This is a genomic window from Lysinibacillus sp. BNK-21 (assembly GCF_048684915.1).
GTDB lineage: Bacteria > Bacillota > Bacilli > Bacillales_A > Planococcaceae > Lysinibacillus > Lysinibacillus capsici.
This window is the reverse complement of record NZ_JBLQTS010000001.1, coordinates 3118483-3140492: the sequence shown is the minus strand read 5'-3', so window position 1 is coordinate 3140492 and position 22010 is coordinate 3118483. Positions and strand designations below refer to the sequence as shown.

Below are 22010 nucleotides of genomic sequence, written 5' to 3'. Positions count from 1 at the left end.
AAAACATGTGAAAATCTGATTGAAGATTTTTTCATGTTTTTTTTGTTTGTTTTTTGTTGAATTTGATTTGAATATGTCCGTTTTTTGGACTAATTGTAAAGGGCGTGTAAACATTAATTTAATCCATTGTAAATGATATGTACAGCTAGCTTAAAACTATTAATAATAAAGTCTGACAACAAGGAAAGGGTTGAATGGATTGGCTATCAATGTACAGGAGATGATTTTCCAATTTCTTGGAGGGTTAGGCTTATTTCTTTTCGCTATTAAATTTATGGGAGATGGCTTGCAGAAGGCTGCAGGTGATCGACTAAGAGATATTTTAGATAAATTTACAACAAACCCATTGATGGGTGTACTAGTTGGTATTGTTGTTACAGTTCTCATACAATCAAGTTCAGGTACGACCGTTATAACTGTTGGACTAGTGAGCGCAGGACTTATGAAATTGCGTCAAGCAATAGGCGTTATTATGGGAGCTAATATTGGGACAACCATCACAGCATTTATTATAGGAATAGATGTAGGTGCTTACGCATATCCAATTATGGCAGTGGGCGCGATATGCTTATTTTTCTTTAAGAAGAGTTTCATTCAAAATATGGGACAAGTATTATTCGGGTTTGCAGGTTTATTTATTGGTTTAGAGCTTATGAGTGGTGGAATGAAGCCGCTTAGAGATTGGCAACCATTTTTAGATTTGACTGTACAAATGTCTGATGTGCCGATTTTAGGGGTATTAGTAGGAACGATATTCACCCTGATTGTTCAATCTTCCTCAGCTACAGTAGGGATTTTACAAGGGCTTTATGCTGAAGATTTAATAACTTTACACGGGGCATTACCTGTCTTGTTTGGAGATAATATTGGTACAACGATTACAGCAATTCTAGCTGCTTTAGGTGCTTCTATTGCAGCAAAGCGAGCAGCTGCCACACATTTATTATTTAATGTAGTGGGTACAATTATCTTTATGCTCATATTGGGATTATTTACGAACTATGTGGAATGGATTGCAGGGGTGCTCAATTTAGAGCCGAAAATGCAAATAGCCTTTGCACATGGAACGTTTAATGTCATCAATACAATCATTCAGTTACCATTCATAGGTGTTTGGGCTTATGTCGTAACGAAACTAATTCCAGGCGAAGATTCAGTTATTGAATACAAACCAAAATTTTTGGATAAAAATTTGATTATCAAATCACCATCAGTGGCATTAGGTCAAGCAAAGATGGAAGTAGTGCGCATGGGCGAGTATAGTATTCAAGGTCTAGAAGAAACGTTAACGATTTTGAAAACGGATGATGCTAAGTTAATCGGCAAGGTCGGCCAATTGGAGGAAGCCATTAATAATTTAGACCGCAAATCAACGGAATATTTAGTGGAGCTATCAAAACAATCTCTATCAACCCATGATTCCCAAGTGCATCATGCTTTATTTGAAAATATTCGGGATATCGAACGAATTGGTGATCATGTAGAAAATATAATTGAGCTTCTGCAATACAAGGATAGTAATCGTGTTCGTTTAAGTCAACAAGCGATGCAGGAGTTAGAAGATATGTTTGTTTTTACATTAGAAACTGTGAAAATGTCTATTGAATCCCTTGATAAGCGTGATCTTTCCTTAGCACAGCAAGTGATAGAAAAAGAAAATGAAATTGATAATATGGAGAGACGTTTACGTAAGTTGCATATTAAGCGATTAAATGAAGGAGTTTGCTCAGGTTCAGCAGGTATTGTATTTGCGGATATTGTGAGTAATTTAGAAAGAATTGGTGATCATGCTTCTAACATAGCGGAAACCGTTATTGCCTAATAATAAGCTGTTCAGTGGAGATAATCTGCTGAACAGCTTTTTTATTAGGGGAAGGATAGAATTGTTAAAATGACAGATAGAACCCTCAAACTGTCGGATAGTCATAAGCTTCTATGGCTTCTAAAAAATAAGTTAGGATGGGGGATTGTACTTCGTCCTTACGATAAATAAACCATGTAGGAATATGTGCTTGCTTGTTCTTTATCTTGTGCAATGTTAATGCTTGTGTTGCCATATATTTTTCCGCAATGGCAAGTGGTAGTAAGGTAATACCTAACCCAGCAGCAACACAGCCAATAATACCGTCAAGCGTACCAAGCTCCATTCGATTTTGTGGTCGAACCCCTTCTTCATGTAACCAATGTTCCAAGATGGCTCGATAGGAACAGCCGTGGCGGAATGTAATCACAGTGCTTCCCTCTAAATCCTGTAGATGCTTAATAGGTTTATGCTTGCTAGAAGTAAGAATAACAAGCTCTTCACAGACAAACTCTTTCATCATTATATTTTCTTTATAAACAGGTCCGGTAACAAATGCGCCATCTAGTTCATAGTTTTCTACCCGTTCAATATTGTACTGAGAAGGGCTTGTTAATATGGTGATATCCACTTGTTCATGTGCTTGATGAAATGTGCTTAACAGAGTTGGTAAATGTAATGCAGCAGTTGTTTCCATCGAACCAATTCGTAAAACGCCTCGTTGTTCCTCCGTTTCATGTATGATCTCAAAGGTTTTTTCATAGAGATGAAGCATTTTTAGGACTAACTCGTAGAATTGTTCTCCTTTTGGTGTTAGCCGTATCCCTCGATGTCCACGATAAAAAAAGGTTGTTTCGTAGATTGCCTCAAGACTTTGTATTTTCATAGAGATATTGGATTGTGTGTAATTAAGTGCTGTGGCAGCTTTAGAAAAGCTACCTGTTTGGACGACTGTTCGAAAAATCGTTAAATCATTAATATTCATATGCCCTCCAGCTATCAATTTTATTGATACTTATTATAAAGAATTAGATCTATTTTTGATACCTAGATATTCGATATAGTGAAATAGAAGGAGTGATGATATGCACAAGCAAACCGTACGCTATTTAATCGGGGGTATTTTTGCTTTAGTTATTGCTATGGGCATCGGCCGTTTTTCGTATACGGTTATTTTACCTTATATGCAAGAAACTTTTGAATTTAGCCGAGCAACAGCAGGTTACTTAGCAACAAGTAATTACTTAGGTTATTTGGTTGGAGCCTGGGTGGCAGGTCGTTTACCAATAGGGAATAAACGTATTCTCTTTTTGCAAATTACCCTTGTTATCAGCATTTTAACAACAGCCTTCATGGGCTTTACAAATGTAATCATCATTTGGTATTTATTACGATTTATCTCGGGTGTTGTGAGTGCTTTTATTTTTGTTGTTATAACAAGCCTTATACTAGACCAGTTAGCCAGCAGTAGTCATATGCATCTATCGGGGCTGTTCTATAGTGGGGTGGGAATAGGGATTGCATTAAGTGCGGTAATTGTTTCACCAATCCAAGCTGTTTTCCATTGGAATGGAACTTGGATCGTATTAGCTTTATTTAGTATTGTATTGTTTGTCTTGATTGTACTATTCATTAAGCCTATTACACCAAGTAAACAACTAGTGGAAAGCCAGGTAATTTCACAGAAAACGCCTCCTCAGTCTTGGATGAAATGGTTAATCATCGCTTATAGCTTAGAGGGGCTTGGCTACATTGTCACAGGCACATTTATTGTATCAATTGCACAGGAGTCGACAAGCTTTCATGGAGATGCAGCCTTTGTATGGTTTGTTGTGGGTGTTGCAGCAATTCCCTCATGTATCGTTTGGTCTAAGCTAGCACAGCGTTATGGCTATGTGAAAATTTTACTCATCTCTATGCTACTGCAAGCTTTAGGTATTGTTTTACCTGCGCTAGCTACAAATTCGATGACCCTTTATGCTAGTGCCTTCATTTTTGGGGCAACCTTTATGGGAATTACAACTGTTTGTACAACATTAGCGAGGAAACTTGCACCAGTTAATAGTCATCAAATGATAGGTTATTTAACGGCTGGCTATGCGCTCGGACAAATGATTGGTCCATCCATTGCAGGCACACTTGCAAGTTACACAAATAGCTATCAGTATGCCTTAGTTGGGGCTTCCTTAGTAGTAATGCTGGGAGGCTTATGTTTAATAGGAGGCGTAAAATATGATAGAAGCAACTAAAAAAAGTAAGTAAGGTATAGTGCGCCTTACTTACTTTGAAATTAATGGATATCTCGTTTCTTAAAGTTACCACCACGAACTTCTGACACATCAGAAATGACTACAAAAGCGCCTTCGTCGATGTCTTTAATAATCGAAACTAATTTATTTTCTTCCATACGGTTAATGACACAGTTTAAGATTTCTGTTGGTTCATTGGAGAAACCACCACGTCCATGTGTATAGGTAACACCACGTCCTAAGCGGGCTTGGATAGCGTCTCCAATCTCCTCGGATTTTCCACTAACAACACGAACTTCTTTTGATTTTTCTAAACCAACTTGGATAATATCGATAACATTTTTGGCAATATAGTAAGTTAACGCTGAGTAGAGAGCACTCTCTAAGCCAAAGATAAAGCTTGCCCCTAAGAAAATAAAGGCATTGATAAATAATATAATATCGCCGACTGAAAATGGAATTTTACGAGATAATAGTACAGCTAAAACCTCTGAGCCATCTAAAGCGCCACCATTTCGTAGGACAATTCCAATACCCACACCAAGGAGCATACCACCAGATAAGACAATTAGGAGGGGATCATTTGGGCCTAAAATGGTTTTAACGTCATGTAAAAGCACTGTAGAAATCGATAAAGCTGCAATACCAGCACTACTCATTAAGGCAAAGGTTTTTCCAACTTGCTTGTAGCCTATATAAATGAACGGAATATTTAATACAAAGAGCAGTACGCCTAACGGGATACCAAAGAGGTGTGCACCCATAATACTAAGACCTGTTACACCGCCATCAATGACAGCATTCGGAATTAACACGGCCTCTAGTCCGTATGCAGCTATAACTGCCCCAATAATGATCATAATTAATTTTCGTATATTTTCTAGTGACTTTCCTTTTTTCATAAATCTTCTCCATTTCTTTACGTCAATAGTACCTAAGGCTTTGGAATAATATTTAAAGCAATTGTTTTAGTCTCCAAACCTTTATTTGAATCGGTCATATTATAGTATTTAGTTAATAAATCGTTTAATTCATTTTCAAAGTTTTTGAATTGATCGTCCGTTAACGTTAAGTCGATTAAAGAAAAAGTTGCTAAATCTGTTGTGCTTTCTTTTTCATCAAGTGAATGCAAATAATTTTGATATTGAGATAGTAAAGCCAATTGATAGTAGGAAATATAATTTAATTTTTGCTTGGTTGTGAGTTGAGTCCAATCCTCCTTACTAAGTTTTGCTGCTCCTTCATTTAATGCATAAAACTTCTCTGTAACAGAACGAACTTTTCGCTCTTTCACAATTTTTATGATATTTTCATCGACTAAAATTTGGATATGACGATATAGAGTGGCTTGTGGTACATCTTTAATGACAGAAATCATCTCCAATGTGCTTAAACCCTCTTCTTTATTGTGCATCAGAGCTTGTAAAATTTTCATTCTCACAGGGTGCATTAATACCTCTGCTTTATTACGCATAAACCGATCCTCCTACCAGAAAATGAGATAGTATCAAGGGAAGCATTCAAATGTTATCAATTTGAGAACATTATCAAAAAATATACTATAGCGTTTTTTTAAAGATGTACAGTAAAAAGGTAATGAAATTTTTTCATTCTTTTGTTATCATTATTGATAATGATAATGAAGGGGGTTATAAAAATGAAATTACACTATGGTTTTGAAGACTTAAATCAAATTGATTGGGCAAGCATACTACCAATTCTTTTACCATTTGTACTCGTAGGTTTTTTACTTATCACTGTTGCACTAATAGATTTATATAAACACAGAGATAGCAGAGAAAACATACTAATGTGGGCCATTATTATTTTGTTCTTTAATACAATTGGTTCTGTTCTATATTTCGTGATGGGAAGAAAGGATGTCAATAAACGTGCGCTTAGAAATTAATAATATTACGAAAAAATTTAAACAGAAAACGGCAGTAAGTAGTTTTTCAATGGTTATAGATTCGAATGAATGTGTAGGACTTATTGGACCAAACGGGGCAGGGAAATCTACATTAATTCAGATCATTGCTGATATTCTTTATGCAGATGAAGGGGACATTGTACTTGATGGGCAAAAAATTTCAAAGATGAAAAATCATATTGGTTATTTACCACAGTACCCTAATTTCTTCTCGTGGATGACAGCCTCTGAAACTTTAGCCTTTATGGGGACACTTTCGGGTATTTCGAAAAATCAATTACAAAAAGACATCCCAATTCTTCTGGAAAAGGTGGGCTTAGGAAAAGAGGCACATGCTCATGTTGGAACATTTTCAGGAGGTATGAAACAGCGTCTTGGAATCGCACAAGCTTTATTACACAAGCCAGCTTTCATCATTATGGATGAACCAGTTTCAGCCCTAGATCCAATTGGTAGACGTGAAGTGCTGAATCTATTAAAAGACATAAAAAAAGAAACGACCATACTACTTTCTACACATATTTTAGGCGATGCGGAGGAAGTTTGTGAGCGCTTTGTGGTCATTAAAAATGGTTACAAAATAGAAGATGCAACAAAATTAGAGTTACTTAATCGCTATCAAGATTCAGCTATCTTTTTAGCGGTTCAAAAGAAAGATGTTAAGTGGCTAACAACGATTGAACATTTACCTTATGTAAAGAGAATCGAAAATTGTGGGGATGGTTTTAAAGTATATGTCAATCATTTGGAAGAGGACGCCCATCGATTGCTACAGTACGGATTGGATTCAAATGTACTATTTACAAAGTTTGATCTTGGCCTTCAAGAAAGCTTAGAAGAAATATTTTTAGAATTGGTGGTGTAATTTGAAGTGAATACGTTTATAGCACTAAGTAAAAAAGAAATGAATCAAATGACAAAGGAATATAAAGTCGTTTGGCTACCAATCGTCTATATCCTCCTAGGTTTAACTCAGCCGATTATGATGTATTTCTTGCCTGCTATTTTACAATCAATGGGTGGTATAGAAGGGATTATAATTGATCCAACAATGGCAAAGCCAGGAGGAGAAGAAGTGCTTGCTTCAACCCTTAATTCGCAATTTGATCAATTAGGTATAATCATCCTTGCTATTGCAACGATGGGTATTATTCAAGGAGAAAAAGCGAATGGAATGATGGCCTTCATTTTAACAAGGCCAGTATCAATCACATCCTACTTAAACAGTAAACTCCTTACTCATTATATTTTAGCCGTCCTATGTATTTCGCTTGGCTATGCAATGTCCCTTGGCTATACATCTTATTTATTTACCTCTGTACCGATAATGCGCGCATTGATAGCTTTAGCATTTTATTGTATTTGGCTGTTGTTCATCATTACATTTGTTGCCATGATGAGTACATTTTTTAATAGTACACCATTTATTGCTTTAATTAGTATTGGTGTCTTATTTATTTGTCGTTTTTGTGCTGGCTTACATCCATTCTTAGATGTCATAAATCCAGCTAGTAATAGTTTGTATGCTACAACGATAATAATGACAGGTGACATAGAAAAATGGTATAGCTTTAATATTATTGTCACACTGTTACTTGTACTATTCATGATGGCTATCATGCATCATTTTATTGCCAAAAAGAAATTTTAATATGGAGGAAATCCTCGACAAATGAATGTAAAAGTAAATCGAAGAAGCAAAATTCCATATTATCAACAACTCACACAGCAGTTGCTTTTATCCATAGCGACTGGAAGCTTAAAAAAAGGGGACAATTTGCCTTCAATTCGCCAGCTAGCAGCACAAACAAACCTCAATCTGCATACAGTTCATAAAAGCTACAAAGAGCTTCAAAAAAAGGGGATCATCACCATTAAGCCTCAGTCTAGAGCATTTATTATCGTAGATCCTAATAAAGCAACGACTATTTCATGTCACCAAATAGCTATGAAAGTGGAGCAATTATTGATAGAGGCTTATATTTTAGGTATGAAAAAATCTCAACTAAAAGAAATGTTTTATGACATTTTACAAAAGTATTATACGGAGAGTGAAAGAGATGGCTACTGATAACCTAGTGTCCATCTCTTACTATTTTTATTAAATTAAATTAAATTAAAAATACAGCAACTATCGTTGTCACAATCAGTCCAATGACTACAGGAATTAAATTTCGTCTTGCCAGCTCAAATGGGCTGACATTACAAATAGCAGCTGCTGGGATTAATGCCCAAGGAATTAGTGTACCGCCACCAACCCAAATCGCTGTGATTTGCCCTAAAGCTGTTAAAGTTGCTGTTCCATCACCAATAGCATTCCCGAATAGACTACCAACCGAACCTGCTAAAGAAATTCCAGAGAAGCCCGAACCATCTAACCCCGTAATTGCGCCAACAACTGCTAGTGTGACAACAGCAATTTCCTTTGTTAACGGAACTATTGCTGCAAGACCGACACCCAGATCATTGACAATACCGTGTGAAGTAGCGGGGAGGTGATCTCCAAGAATTTGTGTAAAGCCAGCATCTCCAAGATAGAAGAAAGCAGCAATTGGAATTACGGGTCCAAAGACTTTAAAGCCGAATTGAAATCCTTGAATCAAATAACTTGTTGTCTTTTCTAATCCCGCTGATTTATGAGCAACCATACTAAGCAACAATAAAATAAAAACAGAGGTTCCACCGATTAAAGCCGTTGCATCACCGCCCGTTAAATTGAATACTGACATAGCGATAACGTCTAAGATAAAGGCAATAGGAATAAGTACGGCGAAGAATCGTTTTTGCCCAATTGACAGTAAGTTTTCCGCAGTTTCTTGTTCACCATCCTCCTCCTCATTGTTGCCAGTATTTAAAAGTAGCGTTCCTCGTTTCATATCACGTCTTAAAAAAATATAAGCAACAATTGTCGTTACAACGCCCATTGTGATAACAAGCGGAATACTGGCTGAAACAACATCTCCAACAGGGATACCAGCAGCATCAGCCGTTAATTTTGGAGCCCCTTGAATGACAAAATCACTCGATAATGCAATACCATGCCCAAATAAGTTCATCGCCATGGCAACCCCCAGTGCTGGGAGGCCCGCCCGAATCGCAACAGGCAAGAGCACGGCTCCTAATAGCGCTACTGCAGGTGATGGCCAGAAAAACCAAGAAATAAACATCATTAATAGTCCAATCGTCCAATAAGCGAGTGCGGGTGTTTTAATGATCTTTGTGAAAGGGGCCACCATAACCTCATTAATACCTGAAGACATCATTACCCGACTCATCGCCACAATAATCGAAATAATAAGAATTGTTGATAGCAGCTCAGTTATAGCATAAATAAAGCTGTTAAACACACCACTTATGGACGAGGTAAAATCACCAGTTGCAACAATCGCTAGCATAAAGATGCCTACTACACAAATGAGGGTGGTATCGCGACGTTTAACCATAAATCCGATGATGAGCACAATAAAAACCACGTAAATCCAATGGAGAGCTGTGAATTCAATCCCCATACGTTTCCCCCTCAATATTCTGATTCTATAGAATATGAAGAGAAAAAAAGATGGTGATGATTTTAAAAAATTTTGATCCTGGTGAAAAGCAGTCTGAATTAATGGGTAATTAAAATAAATTATTTGATGTAGATCAAGTAATCATAAAAGGAGAGGAATTAGAGCTTGCCATTAAAAATGAAAGTTGAATTAAACGAGTAAAGGTGAAGCAATAATCAGCTCTATTGACTTTATCGTCTTAACAATTTATTATATAGACCAGTCATTATAATTTCGGAGGGGAAAATGTCTAGAAATCAAGAAAGTAAAATGAAAATTTTATCAACCGCGTCAACACTGTTTCAAAAACAAGGGTACCATGCTACTGGATTAAATCAAATTATTAAAGAGTCGGGTTGTCCAAAAGGTTCGCTTTATTATTATTTTCCTGAAGGCAAGGAGCAATTAGCGACAGAGGCAATTAATCGAACAAAAGATTTTGCTGCTCAAGAGTTGAGAAATTTATTTTCACAGCATGATGATGTAATAAAAGCTTTAGAGTGTTTTTTTGGTCAATGTTTAAGTTTCAATCCAAAAATTGCACATGATGGAATTCCACTAGGACTTATTTCTTTGGAAACTTGGCATATGAGTGAGCAACTTCGTTTAGCATGCAAGAATGCCTATGAAGAACTTATCATGATATTAAGAGAAAAGTTTATCCAATCAAATTGGCCCCCTGAGGAAGCTACAGAAATGGCGTATTTAGTCTTTAGCATGATAGAAGGTGGCAGTATTTTCGTACTCACTTACAAATCAAATGAGTCACTTAAAAGAATCTGTAAAAGTATCATAGAATTAATAAAGTTAAAGCAAAAGGAAATTCGCAGAAATCTTAGAAATGAGCTTTAAGATCTCGTAAAGTTCGAAAGGAGGAAGTTGGTAAATGCCATTGGATAACATTTCAAGTAACTTATAGTACAAAATAAGGAGTGCTTGATATTTGCTAAAATCATATATTCATTCATTTTTAAACTCAAAAGAAGAGGGGTTTAGTGGAAATATCTTAGTGGTTGATCAAGGAGAAACAATATATAAAGAATCATTTGGAAAAGCTAATTATGAATGGGATATACCAAATACAGCTATTACAAAGTTCCGTATTGGATCTGTAACTAAAATCTTTACTACCATTGCAATTTTAATGCTAGTTGAAGAGCAAAAGTTACAGTTACATAATACTGTAGATAATTTTATTCCTAATTTTCCAAAAGGTAACCAAATTATGATCGAACATCTATTAACGCATACATCTGGCATTGGTAATATTACTGATCAACCTGATTTTTTATTAAAATCTTATCAACTACAATCACCAGATGATTTAATAAATTGGATTATTTCTTGTTCATTCAAATCTATACCAGGGAAAGAGTTTAATTATTCTAATTCAGGATACATTGTATTAGGTAAGATTATAGAAATGACAAGTGGTTTAAGTTATGAAGAGTTTCTTAAACAAAAGATTCTTCAGCCTCTATCTATGTTAAATACTGGTCTTGATTATAACGTGGCTATTCAAAAGTATAAAGCAAGCGGTTATGAGTTAGAAAAAAATAATATTTATCATGCTAGTTTCATCAATATGTCTAACACCTATTCTGCTGGTGGGTTATTTTCTACAGTAGAAGATTTACAATTACTTGATGATGCAATAAAAAATAATTGTTTACTATCGAAAAATATAACAACTCAGATGCTTTCATCAGGTCGTTTTGGCCACGGATATGGCTGGAACATTACTAAGACAAAAAAGAATAATACGCTCATTTTTCATCATGGAGGGATTAATGGTTTTACTTCCTCCTATTTAAGGTTGATAGAAAGTGACGCAACAATTATTGTTTTAAGTAACATATCTACATTGTTAACATCAACTGTTGCCAATCAAATTGTTAGTTATATAGAGAATAGAGACTAGGGGTACAGACTCTTTTTCATATGAGAAGAAACATGATAACGGCTTAGGAGTTATTCCTAAGTCTTTTTGAAATAGTATAATTAAAAGGTTGCATTCGGTACGCAAAGTGCTGGTAAGCCCATATAAATTGCAACAGAGAAGATTAGTGGTTCATATAGCGCAACAGTTGTTAATGGATATACATCGTCAACTCATAACAAATCACTTTAAGATGATTGGCATACAAATTGTTAGACAATAACTAGCAATTTGTGTGCATTTTTTATGGGTTAGTATTGAGTAACTCATATCGCAAATTATCTCCATATACCGATCTGATCAACTTAACACCATCTTTTTTGCATTTATAAATTTTCTCTTAAAAGGTACTTCATATTATTTAGTTACCTACCCAAAACAAGATATTTGAAAGAAATGAGTTTATAGATTAAAATACTTTTATAGATTATCGATAATCTATAATCCATAATATATAACGCTTTTAGCTAATCACCCTATACACTGAACTATGTTAAAATAAAAGGATATAAATTTATTGGAGTGGTTTAATGGGGTTTGATGAAAATTCAATTTCAAAAAAAACAATTTCTGAGCAAATAGCTGAACGATTATTATTCCGCATATTTTCTGGTTACTATGAACAAGGTCAGCGCTTAATAGAGGCAGAAATTGCAAAGGAGTTACAAGTAAGTCATGCACCTGTTCGTGAGGCTCTATATCTTTTACAAAAAGATGGTGTAGTTGAAAAAGTACAACATAAAGGTGTAAGAGTGAAGATTATAACGGATCAGGAATTAAAGGATTATTTGGAAGCGCTTTATCATCTATTGGATATTGCACTAACCAAGTGTGAATCTAAATGGACTGCCGATTTGCAAAATGAACTATTATTTCGATTTGAAGCTATGAAACAAAGAAAGTCTGCTGAAAATATTTATGAATATGTTGTTTCGTTTGCCCACTTGTTACAATTGTTTTTTGATGTTACAGGAAATATTGCTATGCTACGATTCTTTAAAGAAACAATATTTGTTACAAATGTAGCTGCACAAACAAAATGGAAGATGAATCTAGTTGAATCCTATCATATGTCCATCAATACTTTTATCAAGTGTATAGAAGTGTCGGATTTTGATCATGCACGAGTAGCTATTAAGGATGTTATTTTATGGTACCAATTTAAATAATTTTATGGGGGTAACATAAATGAAAGCTGCAGTTTGGCATGGTGTGAAAGATATTAGAGTTGAAGAGGTTGAATTACGCGCTTTAAGAGAAGAAGAAGTGAAAGTAAAAGTAGCGTGGGCTGGTATTTGTGGAAGTGATTTGCATGAATACGAAGAAGGTCCGGTTTTCGTACCAGTTAATGAAAAAGCTGATTTAACAGGTGAAGTTGCCCCACTTACAATGGGACATGAATTTGCTGGTATCATCGAAGAAGTTGGCTCTAAGGTTACTGACTTTAAGGCTGGGGACCGAGTTGTCATCAATCCTACATTAACATATAGAAATAAACATGAAGAAGTCGATCGTTATGATGGATTTAACTTTATTGGTTTACATGGAAACGGTGGATTTGCGGAATATGTTAATGTCCCTGTAACGAATATACATCGTTTAGCAGATAACTTAACATTACAAGATGGTGCACTGGTAGAACCAATGGCTGTTGCTGTACAAGCTGTTAAAGATGCTGGGGTTACATTAGGTGATTCTGTTGCTGTATTTGGAGCTGGACCAATTGGATTATTAACAGTAATCGCTGCAAAAGCATCAGGTGCTAGTAAAGTTATAGTATTAGATTTATCCGATGATCGATTAGAAAAGGCAAAAGAATTAGGTGCAACCCATGCTATTAATTCAGGTAAAGAAAATCCTGTACAAGCAGTTCGTGCGATTGTTGCAGATGGGGTTGATGTATCCTTTGAGGTGGCAGGAGTTGCTCCTACCTTTAAACAAGCAATTGATGTAACAAAACCTCGTGGTAACATGATGATTGTTTCGATTTTTGCAAGACCAATCGAATGGAATCCAATGCAACTTACAAACACAGGTGTTAATGTATTATCATCCATTGTTTATACACCGTCAATTTTCCAAAGAACAATTGATGCAATGAGCGCTGGTCAACTAAATCCACAAGGGATCATCACAAGTCAAATTGACCTAGATGAGATTGTTGAAAAAGGATTCAAAACGTTAACAAATGACAAAACACAATCTAAAATTTTAGTCGAAATAAGCGGAGAAAAATAAAATTGAGAGGAGTATGGCTGATGACAGCCATGCTCTTTTTTTATAGTCTGGAGGAGTATGGAGCTTAAGAAAAAATGACAAAAGGAATCGAGAATGAACTTCTCGACTCTTTCAGTAACTCAATCTCTTTCTCTAGCTCTCTGTGTGTCTCTAATATTCTTTTGAACCGTGATGGATGCAAATAAACTTAGAACAAATGACATACCATAGAACCCTTTTTCGCTTAAAACAATACTTCCAGCATTATATAACCCAATGCCCATTAATGAAATAGATACAATAAGTGCAACCCAGCTAATACCATAATAAATACTAGTAACTGGTATTCCCTCTTCTTTATCTCTTACTGCTTTTTGTAAGGATATTGCTGAATAGAGTCCAAATATTAAAACAGCTAGGTAATATCCTTTTTCGTTTAGTTGCATCGTTGCATTAAACAAGCCTATAAAATATGCCGTAACACCTACTAACAATGCGCCCCAGGAAGCCCCCTTGAAAGCAGCAGTTGGTTCCCCCTCTTTTCTTTCTACTTTAACTTTCGGATTAGGCTGCTTTTCCTTATCTAATGAAGACTCATTTTGATTAGACAATATCTTTCTCCTCCTTCTATCACTGTATAAAAACATTCTATCATTCTACAGGGAGGTTATGAGAATAGAAATTTTTCTAAATCTCGCTCTTCAATAATAATTTGGCTGTTATTTTTACTGGAATATAGAGTTAATATGGCTTTCTCAAATCTGAAGGCACTCTTATCATTCCTTGGTAAAAATGTGTTCTACACCGAGAACAATTTTTTGCTGTGATTTGCTGTAATTCTTTTGAACAGATAAGAGCTAGATGTATAACTTTTTTTCATATTATTCAAATAAACAGCTGAATATGTTAGGTGTATATGTCTGCCTGTTATTGCTATGTCTACCGCTTATTACGATTTGTGCCACCGATGAAAAAATAATTGAAATGGTCGAAAAAGCTGTGAATACCACCGTTTATAGATGAAATTAAATCGCTAGTCCGATCACTTAGAAAGTGATTGCGCCACTGTAACCAACTTTTTTACTCCTTCTCTTAGCTGTTTTTCATTTGCATAGGAATAGCTTAAACGTATCCAGGAGGATAGTTGTTTTAATGGATCACAAACTTGACCTGGCACAAAGGAGATCGATTGTTCGATGCTTCTAGATAATAATAATTCAGTTGGAAGATCGTCTGGGAGCTGTACCCATAAATTTAGACCGCCTTTTGGACTGTTCCATCGCCAGCCTGTTACAGCTAGTTCTTCCTCCATAATTTCCTTTCGAATCTGTAGGGCAATTCGGATTTTCTCCAAATGTTGTTGCAATCTTAGTGAGGAGAAGTAATGGAGAAAAATTTTTTGATTGAGAAGTGGTGAGCCATTATCAGCTAGCGATTTTTCTGTTAATAGTGATTTCATTAATGATGATGGACAAATAACAGTTGCAATTCTCAAACCAGGAGAGATGTATTTGCAAAAGCTTCGGATATAAATGACTGTCCCAACACTATCAAATGTATAAATTGGAGGTGGTGGGGCTTGGTCAAAATAAATGTCGTGATAGGCATCGTCTTCTATTATTAGAAACCGATAGTGCTCAGCTAATTCCACTAATCTTTTGCGCTGCTCGACAGAAATCGTATAACCAGTTGGATTATGGAAGGTAGGGTTGAGATAAAATAGGCGTGGCTTGTATTTTTTAATATAGTATTCGACCTGTTCTAAATCGTAGCCCTCAGGGTGGATATCCACCGTAACTATCTGTGCTCCTTGTGCTTTAAAAATATCAATCGCAGCACTATAGCTTGGACGTTCAAATAAAACGACGTCTCTTGGCTTAATAAAAGCTTGAGCAATTAAGTGAATGGCTTGCTGTGAGCCAGATGTTATTAACAGTTCATCTGGACTCAAATGTGTTTTATAGTGGTTGATAAAATATTGGGTCAGTGTCTCACGTAGCTCTAAATCACCCTGTACCGTTGAGTAGGTTGCCAGTACTTTCGGATATAGGTCAAACACTTCCTTCACGTAATTTGAAAAATAGTGATTAGGCAAAAGATTAGGATCAATCAATGCCTGAGAAAAATGATAGGAAACAGATGGCTGATGGATTTCGGATAAATGATTTTTTTTTACGTATGCTGAAACAATGGGATTGTCCTGATCTAAACATTCAATATATTTTGTTACAATTGATTGGACAAAATAGCCTGATTTATCTTTTACATAAACTTTGTCATGCTGTTTTAATAGTTGATAAGCTTTTAATACCGTTAGCCGATGGACATTCATTTCAGATGCTAATTGCCGGACGGAGGGAAGCTTTTCATGTTCTTTCCATTCTTTACGCTCTATTCGGTGCAGTACATCATCATAGACTTTCTTAAAAAGATAATCTTCATTTTGATTTGCTTTGCCCACATCGATTCCTCCTATTCAAACCGATTGTACCACGAACCAAATTGATCTGTTCTATCCTTTTTAATCTGTTCTATCCTACTTCTTTTATGATAGAAAAAGAGGAGGAGTTTGATATGGTAATGATTAATTATTTCTTTATGTGTTTGATTTTTGGGACAACATTTTTAGCAATTAAAGTTGGTGTTGATGCAGGAGTTCCTCCGTTTTTATCAGCTGGTCTTCGTTTTTTCATTGCCGGTTTACTACTATTTAGTTTTATGGTTTGGCGCGAAAAAACGACAATCCGGTTATTATTTCGAAAAGAAATGTTTTTTACAGGAGTGGCCTTAACCTTTGGAACGTTTGCCACATTATATTGGGCAGAACAGTATGTGACATCTGGAATCGCAGCTGTCTTATCTGCTACAGGTCCAATGATGATTATTGTTATTCAGACATTTATATTGAAGCAAAAAGGAGACCGAAAATCATTTATTGGTTGTGTTGTCGGAGTCATTGGTGTTACGTTCTTAATCTTACCTAGTTTTGCAATTGAGATTAGTCCCTTCTGGATGGTTGGTTGTTTCGCTATTATTTTAGGTGAAGTTTTCTATGCATCTGGAACAATTTATACGAAGCATGTCATCCAAAAATTTGGAACAACATCTCCAATTGCTTTAAATGCAGCACAAATGATGCATGGAGGGATTTTATTAATCATTTTGTCACTTTTTACTGAGAACATTCAGCTTCATTATCTTTTAAGTCCAGCTTCAATTGGTTCTCTTTTTTATTTGATTATTTTTGGTTCAATGATTGGTCACAGCATTTATTATTGGCTTGTGTCACGAACAAATCCTGTTTTTCCGTCCACATGGCTGTATATCTCACCAGTAATTGCCGTTATATTAGGTGTTACCTTCTATCATGAATATATTTCGTGGTTAACAGGAATAGGTACGCTGACGATTATTGTTGGAACGATTCTAGTCAATTTTGAAACATTGAGAGAGTTGCTTTGGCGGAAGAGGACTGTTCTTCAGGATGTAAAAGAATAATAAAATCTAATCATAAAGGGGAAGAAATGATGAAAATTTCTAGGGGAGTAGAGATTCTGGAGCTTAAATTTAACGGAGCCTTCATTCATCCAACGCTTTTATGGGATCAGGAGATGGCTGTTTTAATTGATACTGGATGTTCAGGTCAAATGGAAGATTTACGTAAGGCAATGGAAGATGTAGGCGTGTCGTTCAACCAATTAAAAGTTGTGATTTTGACACATCAGGATATCGATCATATAGGCAGTCTTCCTGAAATATTGCAAAATTGCGGTAGTCATATAAAAATTTATGCGCATAAACTAGATAAGCCTTATATTCAAGGGGATTTACCGCTTTTGAAAGACGGGCACATAGAGAATCCACCCAAGGGGAAAGTGGATGAGACCTTGAAAGACGGTCAAGAACTACCATATTGTGGGGGAATACGAGTTATCCATACGCCAGGACATACGCCTGGCCATATTAGTTTATATTTGAAGCAAAGTAAAACGCTTGTTGCCGGCGATTCGATGTATAGTGTAAATGGTATATTGGGAGGGATACATGTTCCAACCACTTTAGATATAGAGGTTGCTCAACAATCTTTAAAAAAATATGTAGACCTAGACATTGAATCGGTGATTTGTTATCACGGAGGATTATGCACGGTGGATATTAAAGAGCAGATTCAAAAGCTTTGAATCTTAAAAATAATGATTAAAGATGAAATTTCCTTAGAAAACCAAATGTTTAGAGGCTCGCTCGAACCGTAACAGGCAAGAGTACAGCCCTCCAACGCTTGTAAAACTTCTGTTTTATTGTGAGCCAGCTCATGTTATAATGAGGCACTTAAGATACTTAAGCTCTTTTTTTAACGGATGCCAAGAAAAGCCTCCGCGGAACGATTAAATATGGAGGTGTAAGGAAATGAATAAACGTTGGACGATTGGTGAAATTCAGAAATTTGTTGAGAACAATTCAGAAAGTAAGTTGCTAACGACTGAATACCATGGTTTTTCTCAAAAGCTACTATTTAAATGTGCATGTGGTACTAACTTTGAAAAAACATTTACGAAATTTAAAAATAAAAACCAACGAAAATGTGATGTATGCCAACCGCCAAAAGAGTCACGTTAAACGTTTGCGGCCATTCTAATACTATTAGTGAACATTAAAAACATCTCACTTCTATGTTCTTTATAGAGGGGGGTGTTTTTTTGATTGGATTATTACAGTATAAAATTTATGCTGAAGGAAATTGAGAAAAAACATTCAATTTAACATTCTTTATTAATGAAATACAAAGATAAAAGCCAAACCCTTGATACATGTGGGTTTTGGCTTTTTTATCATTTTTAAAAATTAGGTTTTCCTCTACGAGAGGATTCATTATTAACGAAAAAAAGATTGTAAAATAACAATCTGTGATATATATTGGAGATTATGATTTTTTTCGACATCTCAAAATCATAAACAAAATTTCATCAATAGACAAGTTTTGAGAGGGAAGTGAATAATCAAGATGTACCTTTATCCCCTATTAGTAGTGATTGCAGCTAGTAGTTTTGGTATCGTTTCAACTATTATAAAACTGGCAATGCGTAGTGGCTTTTCTGTATCTGAGGCAGTTACAAGTCAGTTTTTCATCGGCTTTTGTATAGCAGTATGTATTTCCTTAGTTACAAATAGATCAAATTTTAGCTTTAAAGGCGTTAAAATCCTTCTGTTTGCAGGCATGTTAACAGGGTTAACAAATATTTTATATGGTCATTCTTTAAACTTTTTGCCTGCTTCCTTGGCAGTAGTATTACTGTTCCAATTTACATGGATTGGTATGCTGATTTCTTGTATCACAAAACGGCAATTTCCAAGTAGAATTGAATTCATCTCTTTAATTATATTAGTAGCTGGAACCATACCAGCTGCAGGCATAATTGATGTTGATTTGTCTCAAATACCTTTTCAAGGGTGGTTATGGGGTTTAGCAGCTGCTCTTTGTTACTCCTTATTTTTATATGTAAACGGAAAGACAACCGCAAGTATGACAACCTCTAATCGCTTAGTATTGGTTTCTTTCTTCGCTTTCATGACGACTGCGGCTTTTCAGTCTCCAGAAATTATTTGGAATGGCACTTTGTTTAACGAAGGACTGTGGATTTATGGTTTAGCATTGGGGTTATTTGGCATGATTATACCAGTTTTCTTATTCACAATTGCAGTGCCTAAAGTGGGATTAGGTATGTCATCCATATTGAGTGCTGTTGAATTGCCAATCGCGGTGATGGTATCAGTTATCCTCTTAAGCGAAACGGTTACAACTTTGCAAATAGCAGGTATTGTCATAATCGTTATCGGTATCAGTTTACCAACTTTGCTTGATAAAGATGGATTATTAAAAAATGTAAAAGCTAAATACAGAAAATCTGACAAAGTAGCAAAAGGATCTTCGATTTGAAGATCCTTTTTTTCATGTCAATTAAGCAATGTCATAGCAAAAGAATCATTAGGTCATTTCTGTATTTATTTAATGACGTACTATTTTTTTGTTCATACGCTGTTCATATTGTTGTCATAGGCAGTACACCTTCATTGTATAAGCTATCCTTAGCGGTTTATGAAAGTAGCCGAGATAGATTGATAGGGAGAAGAAAGTATGAAAGGGAGGTGTGGCACGAGAAGAAAGGAAAACACAGTTATCGCTTGCTGTTCTATACCCTCGTGCCAAAATAATGAAAAAAACGATAACCTTTATAAGTAGAATAGTAGTAGGTTTAATTATAGCCATATTACTTTTATTAGCGGTTGTTTTCCTTGTTGATATTGTTTGTAGCAAAATGGAGCAAGGAAAACTAGAAACTTATGGTCAGTCTGTCACCGTAGAGGGGAAAAAAATGAATGTCCTTATCCAGGGAGAAGGAGAAGAAACCGTCGTACTCTTACCTGGTTATGGAACAGCAGCACCAGCACTTGATTTTCAACTACTAGTAGATGAATTATCTCCATTTTACAAGGTTGTGGTCATTGAGCCTTTTGGTTATGGATTAAGTGCTCTTACCGAAAAAGAAAGAAGCACCGAGAATATTGTTAGTGAAATCCATGAAGCATTACAGCGCCTTCAAATTGAGCGTTATATTCTAATGGGTCACTCCATTTCAGGCCTTTACGGATTGGATTATGTGAACAAATATCCAAACGAAGTAAGTGCATTTGTCGGGCTGGATAGTAGTGTTCCGACAATAAGTGAAAGAAAGATTGAACCTTCAGTAATAACTACTTTAAAACTACTAAAAAAATCAGGTTTAGCTAGATTGCAGGTGAAGCTTAGTGATGACCCATATGTCGAACTACCCTATGATGAGAAAACAAAAGAACAACTGAAAATTCTTAAGCACAAAAATATGTATAATCTCAGCCAGTTAAATGAAGCTGAAATGATGTATGCTAACTTTAAAGCGGCTGAAAGTTTAATGTTCCCTAAAAATCTTCCAGTTATTTTGTTTATACAAGAGAAGCATCCAGTAACGGACAGATGGGTACCAGAGCATAAAAAACAAATAGCTAATTCTGTCCATGGGAAAGTGAAGACATTTGAAGGGGATCATTTCTTATATCGTACAAAAGCAAAAGAAATCGTTGAAGACTTTAGAGAATTTATGAAAGAGATAAAGTGAATGTTCTAAGAAAGATTTTTCATTTCTAAATGGAAAAAACAGATTTAATTATTGTATTGCTTAATAGTGAAGTATTTAGTGCGTATGAGCAGCAAGCATATTATTATAGACCTAATTATTAACAAATAACCAGGCGCTCAAATGAGAACCTGGTCTTTTTTTGTGAACCATATGTTTTAATCCCAATGTTTAGATCTCAGAGCGGAAGTTATTTCCAAGGCTGCTACCCAAACCAAAATAATGACGAAAATTATAAATTAGTGGACTCCATTTATTTGGATCAATATGATTTTCGTCAATAATTATTTCTTCGTGGGCATGTACTTGTGTCGTTTGGGTCTCAACGATAGCAAAATTAGGAGAATAATCTGGAATACGTATATGTTTTACCTTTGCTTCGATTTGAATAGGACACTCCATAATTCGAGTAGGAATAACCGTTGTAGACCCAATAGGTGTTAAGCAACTAATATCACATTTCTCTTTTCTAAATGTAAAACCGATCTGTTTCTTAAAATCTGGAACTGGATTTTTTCCTGTGTAAGGAGCTAACTGTTCCACGTTTTCCCAGATAGAGGGGTCTGGGATATTTATGACACATTCAGGATGATGTTCTAAGTTTTCAATTGCCTTTCCTCCAAGACCAATCCCTAAGATAATGCAATCTCCTAATACCCAAGAAGAAGATAAAGGGCTAATATTTACTGTTCCATCCTCATTTAACGTACTTAGTAAAATTACAGGAAATCCATAATATAAAATTTTAGGATTTATTATTTTGGTATTTGGCATTTGTTTCATTATTTTCATTTTTGGTTCCTCCCATAAATGTTTTCACTGTCAGACTCATTGTAAAATATAAACATTTCGACGTTCATCGAAGTGTTGATTACAAAATTGATACTTCAATCTATAATGTTGAGCAAAGGTATAGTTTCAAGTCTCCCTATTGCGAAAGTCCTGAAAGTAACCAGTCCGACGCTTGATCATTTTGTACAAACTTATGAAGAAAAATTGTTACAAGTAGTAGCTTTATCTGAGAATCAAAGGCTTTCAGAAGCCTTCCAAATAAAATCCTTTTCACAAGAAATAGGAGATGATTTGCAAGAAATTGCTTTTAGGAAGAGGATAAAAGATAGAGAAATGAAATGAGTGAGGTTGATGGATCTTTGGGT

23 protein-coding genes are annotated in these 22010 nt (G+C 35.5%); 16 read left to right on the top strand and 7 right to left on the bottom strand.

The window, feature by feature from the left end:
• Positions 1-220 precede the first annotated feature (220 nt).
• On the top strand, positions 221-1822 hold the full coding sequence (locus tag ACMGGO_RS16125; protein WP_181574679.1) for a Na/Pi cotransporter family protein: 1602 nt from the start codon (positions 221-223) through the stop codon (positions 1820-1822).
• Between the two features lie 85 nt (positions 1823-1907).
• On the opposite strand, the gene ACMGGO_RS16120 is transcribed toward ACMGGO_RS16125, so the two are convergent.
• Positions 1908-2786 (bottom strand): LysR family transcriptional regulator, encoded by an 879-nt coding sequence (locus ACMGGO_RS16120; RefSeq protein WP_112117615.1) that lies wholly within the window; start codon positions 2784-2786, stop codon positions 1908-1910.
• Positions 2787-2886: 100 nt separating this feature from the next.
• Between ACMGGO_RS16120 and ACMGGO_RS16115 the strand changes: the two genes are divergently transcribed.
• Positions 2887-4050: a YbfB/YjiJ family MFS transporter gene (locus ACMGGO_RS16115; RefSeq protein ID WP_420282049.1), complete on the top strand. Its 1164-nt coding sequence runs from the start codon at positions 2887-2889 to the stop codon at positions 4048-4050.
• Between the two features lie 41 nt (positions 4051-4091).
• Here the strand turns inward: ACMGGO_RS16115 and ACMGGO_RS16110 are convergent, their stop codons facing one another.
• Together ACMGGO_RS16110 and ACMGGO_RS16105 are read right to left on the bottom strand one after the other, a co-directional pair.
• Positions 4092-4952, bottom strand: a complete 861-nt coding sequence (locus tag ACMGGO_RS16110) for a YitT family protein (protein ID WP_048391185.1) — start codon at positions 4950-4952, stop codon at positions 4092-4094.
• Between the two features lie 32 nt (positions 4953-4984).
• Positions 4985-5524 (bottom strand): transcriptional regulator, encoded by a 540-nt coding sequence (locus ACMGGO_RS16105; RefSeq protein WP_048391183.1) that lies wholly within the window; start codon positions 5522-5524, stop codon positions 4985-4987.
• A gap of 183 nt (positions 5525-5707) precedes the next feature.
• Between ACMGGO_RS16105 and ACMGGO_RS16100 the strand changes: the two genes are divergently transcribed.
• From ACMGGO_RS16100 to ACMGGO_RS16085, 4 genes are read left to right on the top strand one after another with little or no spacing between them, the layout of a single operon-like run.
• Positions 5708-5959, top strand: coding sequence for a PLD nuclease N-terminal domain-containing protein (locus tag ACMGGO_RS16100; RefSeq protein WP_016994843.1), 252 nt, complete (start codon positions 5708-5710; stop codon positions 5957-5959).
• A complete protein-coding gene (locus ACMGGO_RS16095; protein WP_257961710.1) occupies positions 5943-6845 on the top strand; it encodes an ABC transporter ATP-binding protein in 903 nt (300 codons plus the stop codon). The genes ACMGGO_RS16100 and ACMGGO_RS16095 overlap by 17 nt, the downstream gene beginning before the upstream one ends.
• Positions 6846-6851: 6 nt before the next feature.
• Positions 6852-7631, top strand: a complete 780-nt coding sequence (locus ACMGGO_RS16090; RefSeq protein ID WP_048391181.1) for an ABC transporter permease — start codon at positions 6852-6854, stop codon at positions 7629-7631.
• A 21-nt stretch (positions 7632-7652) separates the two neighbouring features.
• The gene (locus ACMGGO_RS16085) at positions 7653-8051 is read left to right on the top strand and encodes a GntR family transcriptional regulator (RefSeq protein ID WP_066036643.1); all 399 of its coding nucleotides are present in this window, start codon (positions 7653-7655) and stop codon (positions 8049-8051) included.
• Between the two features lie 40 nt (positions 8052-8091).
• Here the strand turns inward: ACMGGO_RS16085 and ACMGGO_RS16080 are convergent, their stop codons facing one another.
• Complete coding sequence (locus ACMGGO_RS16080) at positions 8092-9489, bottom strand: hypothetical protein (RefSeq protein WP_066036644.1); 1398 nt, start codon at positions 9487-9489, stop codon at positions 8092-8094.
• Positions 9490-9774: 285 nt separating this feature from the next.
• Between ACMGGO_RS16080 and ACMGGO_RS16075 the strand changes: the two genes are divergently transcribed.
• From ACMGGO_RS16075 to ACMGGO_RS16060, 4 genes are all read left to right on the top strand, one after another.
• On the top strand, positions 9775-10380 hold the full coding sequence (locus tag ACMGGO_RS16075; RefSeq protein ID WP_420282048.1) for a TetR/AcrR family transcriptional regulator: 606 nt from the start codon (positions 9775-9777) through the stop codon (positions 10378-10380).
• 91 nt (positions 10381-10471) lie between these two features.
• Positions 10472-11449: a serine hydrolase domain-containing protein gene (locus ACMGGO_RS16070; protein ID WP_066036645.1), complete on the top strand. Its 978-nt coding sequence runs from the start codon at positions 10472-10474 to the stop codon at positions 11447-11449.
• Positions 11450-11997: 548 nt separating this feature from the next.
• Positions 11998-12636, top strand: coding sequence for a GntR family transcriptional regulator (locus ACMGGO_RS16065; RefSeq protein ID WP_048391171.1), 639 nt, complete (start codon positions 11998-12000; stop codon positions 12634-12636).
• Between the two features lie 19 nt (positions 12637-12655).
• The gene (locus tag ACMGGO_RS16060) at positions 12656-13705 is read left to right on the top strand and encodes a 2,3-butanediol dehydrogenase (protein WP_054550650.1); all 1050 of its coding nucleotides are present in this window, start codon (positions 12656-12658) and stop codon (positions 13703-13705) included.
• Between the two features lie 119 nt (positions 13706-13824).
• Here ACMGGO_RS16060 and yiaA read toward each other — a convergent pair whose 3' ends face one another.
• Entirely contained in the window at positions 13825-14295 is a 471-nt protein-coding gene (yiaA, locus tag ACMGGO_RS16055) for an inner membrane protein YiaA (RefSeq protein WP_048391167.1), read from the bottom strand.
• Between the two features lie 431 nt (positions 14296-14726).
• A complete protein-coding gene (locus ACMGGO_RS16050; RefSeq protein WP_259949955.1) occupies positions 14727-16145 on the bottom strand; it encodes a PLP-dependent aminotransferase family protein in 1419 nt (472 codons plus the stop codon).
• Between the two features lie 113 nt (positions 16146-16258).
• On the opposite strand from ACMGGO_RS16050, the gene ACMGGO_RS16045 reads away from it, so the two are divergent.
• The 5 genes from ACMGGO_RS16045 (at position 16259) to ACMGGO_RS16025 (ending at position 20835) form a co-directional block, all read left to right on the top strand.
• Positions 16259-17182 carry a DMT family transporter gene (locus ACMGGO_RS16045; RefSeq protein WP_066036647.1) on the top strand — a complete coding sequence of 308 codons (924 nt, stop codon included), beginning with the start codon at positions 16259-16261 and terminating at the stop codon, positions 17180-17182.
• Positions 17183-17211: 29 nt separating this feature from the next.
• Positions 17212-17865, top strand: coding sequence for an MBL fold metallo-hydrolase (locus ACMGGO_RS16040; RefSeq protein ID WP_066036648.1), 654 nt, complete (start codon positions 17212-17214; stop codon positions 17863-17865).
• Between the two features lie 226 nt (positions 17866-18091).
• Positions 18092-18301, top strand: coding sequence for a hypothetical protein (locus ACMGGO_RS16035; RefSeq protein ID WP_048391161.1), 210 nt, complete (start codon positions 18092-18094; stop codon positions 18299-18301).
• A gap of 385 nt (positions 18302-18686) precedes the next feature.
• Positions 18687-19619 carry an EamA family transporter gene (locus ACMGGO_RS16030; protein ID WP_054550654.1) on the top strand — a complete coding sequence of 311 codons (933 nt, stop codon included), beginning with the start codon at positions 18687-18689 and terminating at the stop codon, positions 19617-19619.
• Between the two features lie 274 nt (positions 19620-19893).
• Complete coding sequence (locus tag ACMGGO_RS16025) at positions 19894-20835, top strand: alpha/beta fold hydrolase (RefSeq protein WP_420282330.1); 942 nt, start codon at positions 19894-19896, stop codon at positions 20833-20835.
• A 189-nt stretch (positions 20836-21024) separates the two neighbouring features.
• On the opposite strand, the gene ACMGGO_RS16020 is transcribed toward ACMGGO_RS16025, so the two are convergent.
• Positions 21025-21645, bottom strand: a complete 621-nt coding sequence (locus tag ACMGGO_RS16020) for a flavin reductase (protein ID WP_420282047.1) — start codon at positions 21643-21645, stop codon at positions 21025-21027.
• 72 nt (positions 21646-21717) lie between these two features.
• Here ACMGGO_RS16020 and ACMGGO_RS16015 point away from each other — a divergent pair, with 72 nt between their 5' ends.
• Positions 21718-21987, top strand: coding sequence for an opine metallophore biosynthesis dehydrogenase (locus ACMGGO_RS16015; protein WP_305210566.1), 270 nt, complete (start codon positions 21718-21720; stop codon positions 21985-21987).
• Positions 21988-22010: the final 23 nt, after the last annotated feature.

Bases quoted from the DNA above. Each gene is read 5' to 3' on its own strand.
- ACMGGO_RS16125 (WP_181574679.1), top strand. From the start codon at position 221: ATGATTTTCCAATTTCTTGGAGGGTTAGGCTTATTTCTTTTCGCTATT.
- ACMGGO_RS16120 (WP_112117615.1), bottom strand. From the start codon at position 2,786: ATGAATATTAATGATTTAACGATTTTTCGAACAGTCGTCCAAACAGGT.
- ACMGGO_RS16115 (WP_420282049.1), top strand. From the start codon at position 2,887: ATGCACAAGCAAACCGTACGCTATTTAATCGGGGGTATTTTTGCTTTA.
- ACMGGO_RS16110 (WP_048391185.1), bottom strand. From the start codon at position 4,952: ATGAAAAAAGGAAAGTCACTAGAAAATATACGAAAATTAATTATGATC.
- ACMGGO_RS16105 (WP_048391183.1), bottom strand. From the start codon at position 5,524: ATGCGTAATAAAGCAGAGGTATTAATGCACCCTGTGAGAATGAAAATT.
- ACMGGO_RS16100 (WP_016994843.1), top strand. From the start codon at position 5,708: ATGAAATTACACTATGGTTTTGAAGACTTAAATCAAATTGATTGGGCA.
- ACMGGO_RS16085 (WP_066036643.1), top strand. From the start codon at position 7,653: ATGAATGTAAAAGTAAATCGAAGAAGCAAAATTCCATATTATCAACAA.
- ACMGGO_RS16080 (WP_066036644.1), bottom strand. From the start codon at position 9,489: ATGGGGATTGAATTCACAGCTCTCCATTGGATTTACGTGGTTTTTATT.
- ACMGGO_RS16075 (WP_420282048.1), top strand. From the start codon at position 9,775: ATGTCTAGAAATCAAGAAAGTAAAATGAAAATTTTATCAACCGCGTCA.
- ACMGGO_RS16065 (WP_048391171.1), top strand. From the start codon at position 11,998: ATGGGGTTTGATGAAAATTCAATTTCAAAAAAAACAATTTCTGAGCAA.
- ACMGGO_RS16060 (WP_054550650.1), top strand. From the start codon at position 12,656: ATGAAAGCTGCAGTTTGGCATGGTGTGAAAGATATTAGAGTTGAAGAG.
- ACMGGO_RS16045 (WP_066036647.1), top strand. From the start codon at position 16,259: ATGGTAATGATTAATTATTTCTTTATGTGTTTGATTTTTGGGACAACA.
- ACMGGO_RS16040 (WP_066036648.1), top strand. From the start codon at position 17,212: ATGAAAATTTCTAGGGGAGTAGAGATTCTGGAGCTTAAATTTAACGGA.
- ACMGGO_RS16035 (WP_048391161.1), top strand. From the start codon at position 18,092: ATGAATAAACGTTGGACGATTGGTGAAATTCAGAAATTTGTTGAGAAC.
- ACMGGO_RS16030 (WP_054550654.1), top strand. From the start codon at position 18,687: ATGTACCTTTATCCCCTATTAGTAGTGATTGCAGCTAGTAGTTTTGGT.
- ACMGGO_RS16025 (WP_420282330.1), top strand. From the start codon at position 19,894: ATGAAAAAAACGATAACCTTTATAAGTAGAATAGTAGTAGGTTTAATT.
- ACMGGO_RS16020 (WP_420282047.1), bottom strand. From the start codon at position 21,645: ATGAAAATAATGAAACAAATGCCAAATACCAAAATAATAAATCCTAAA.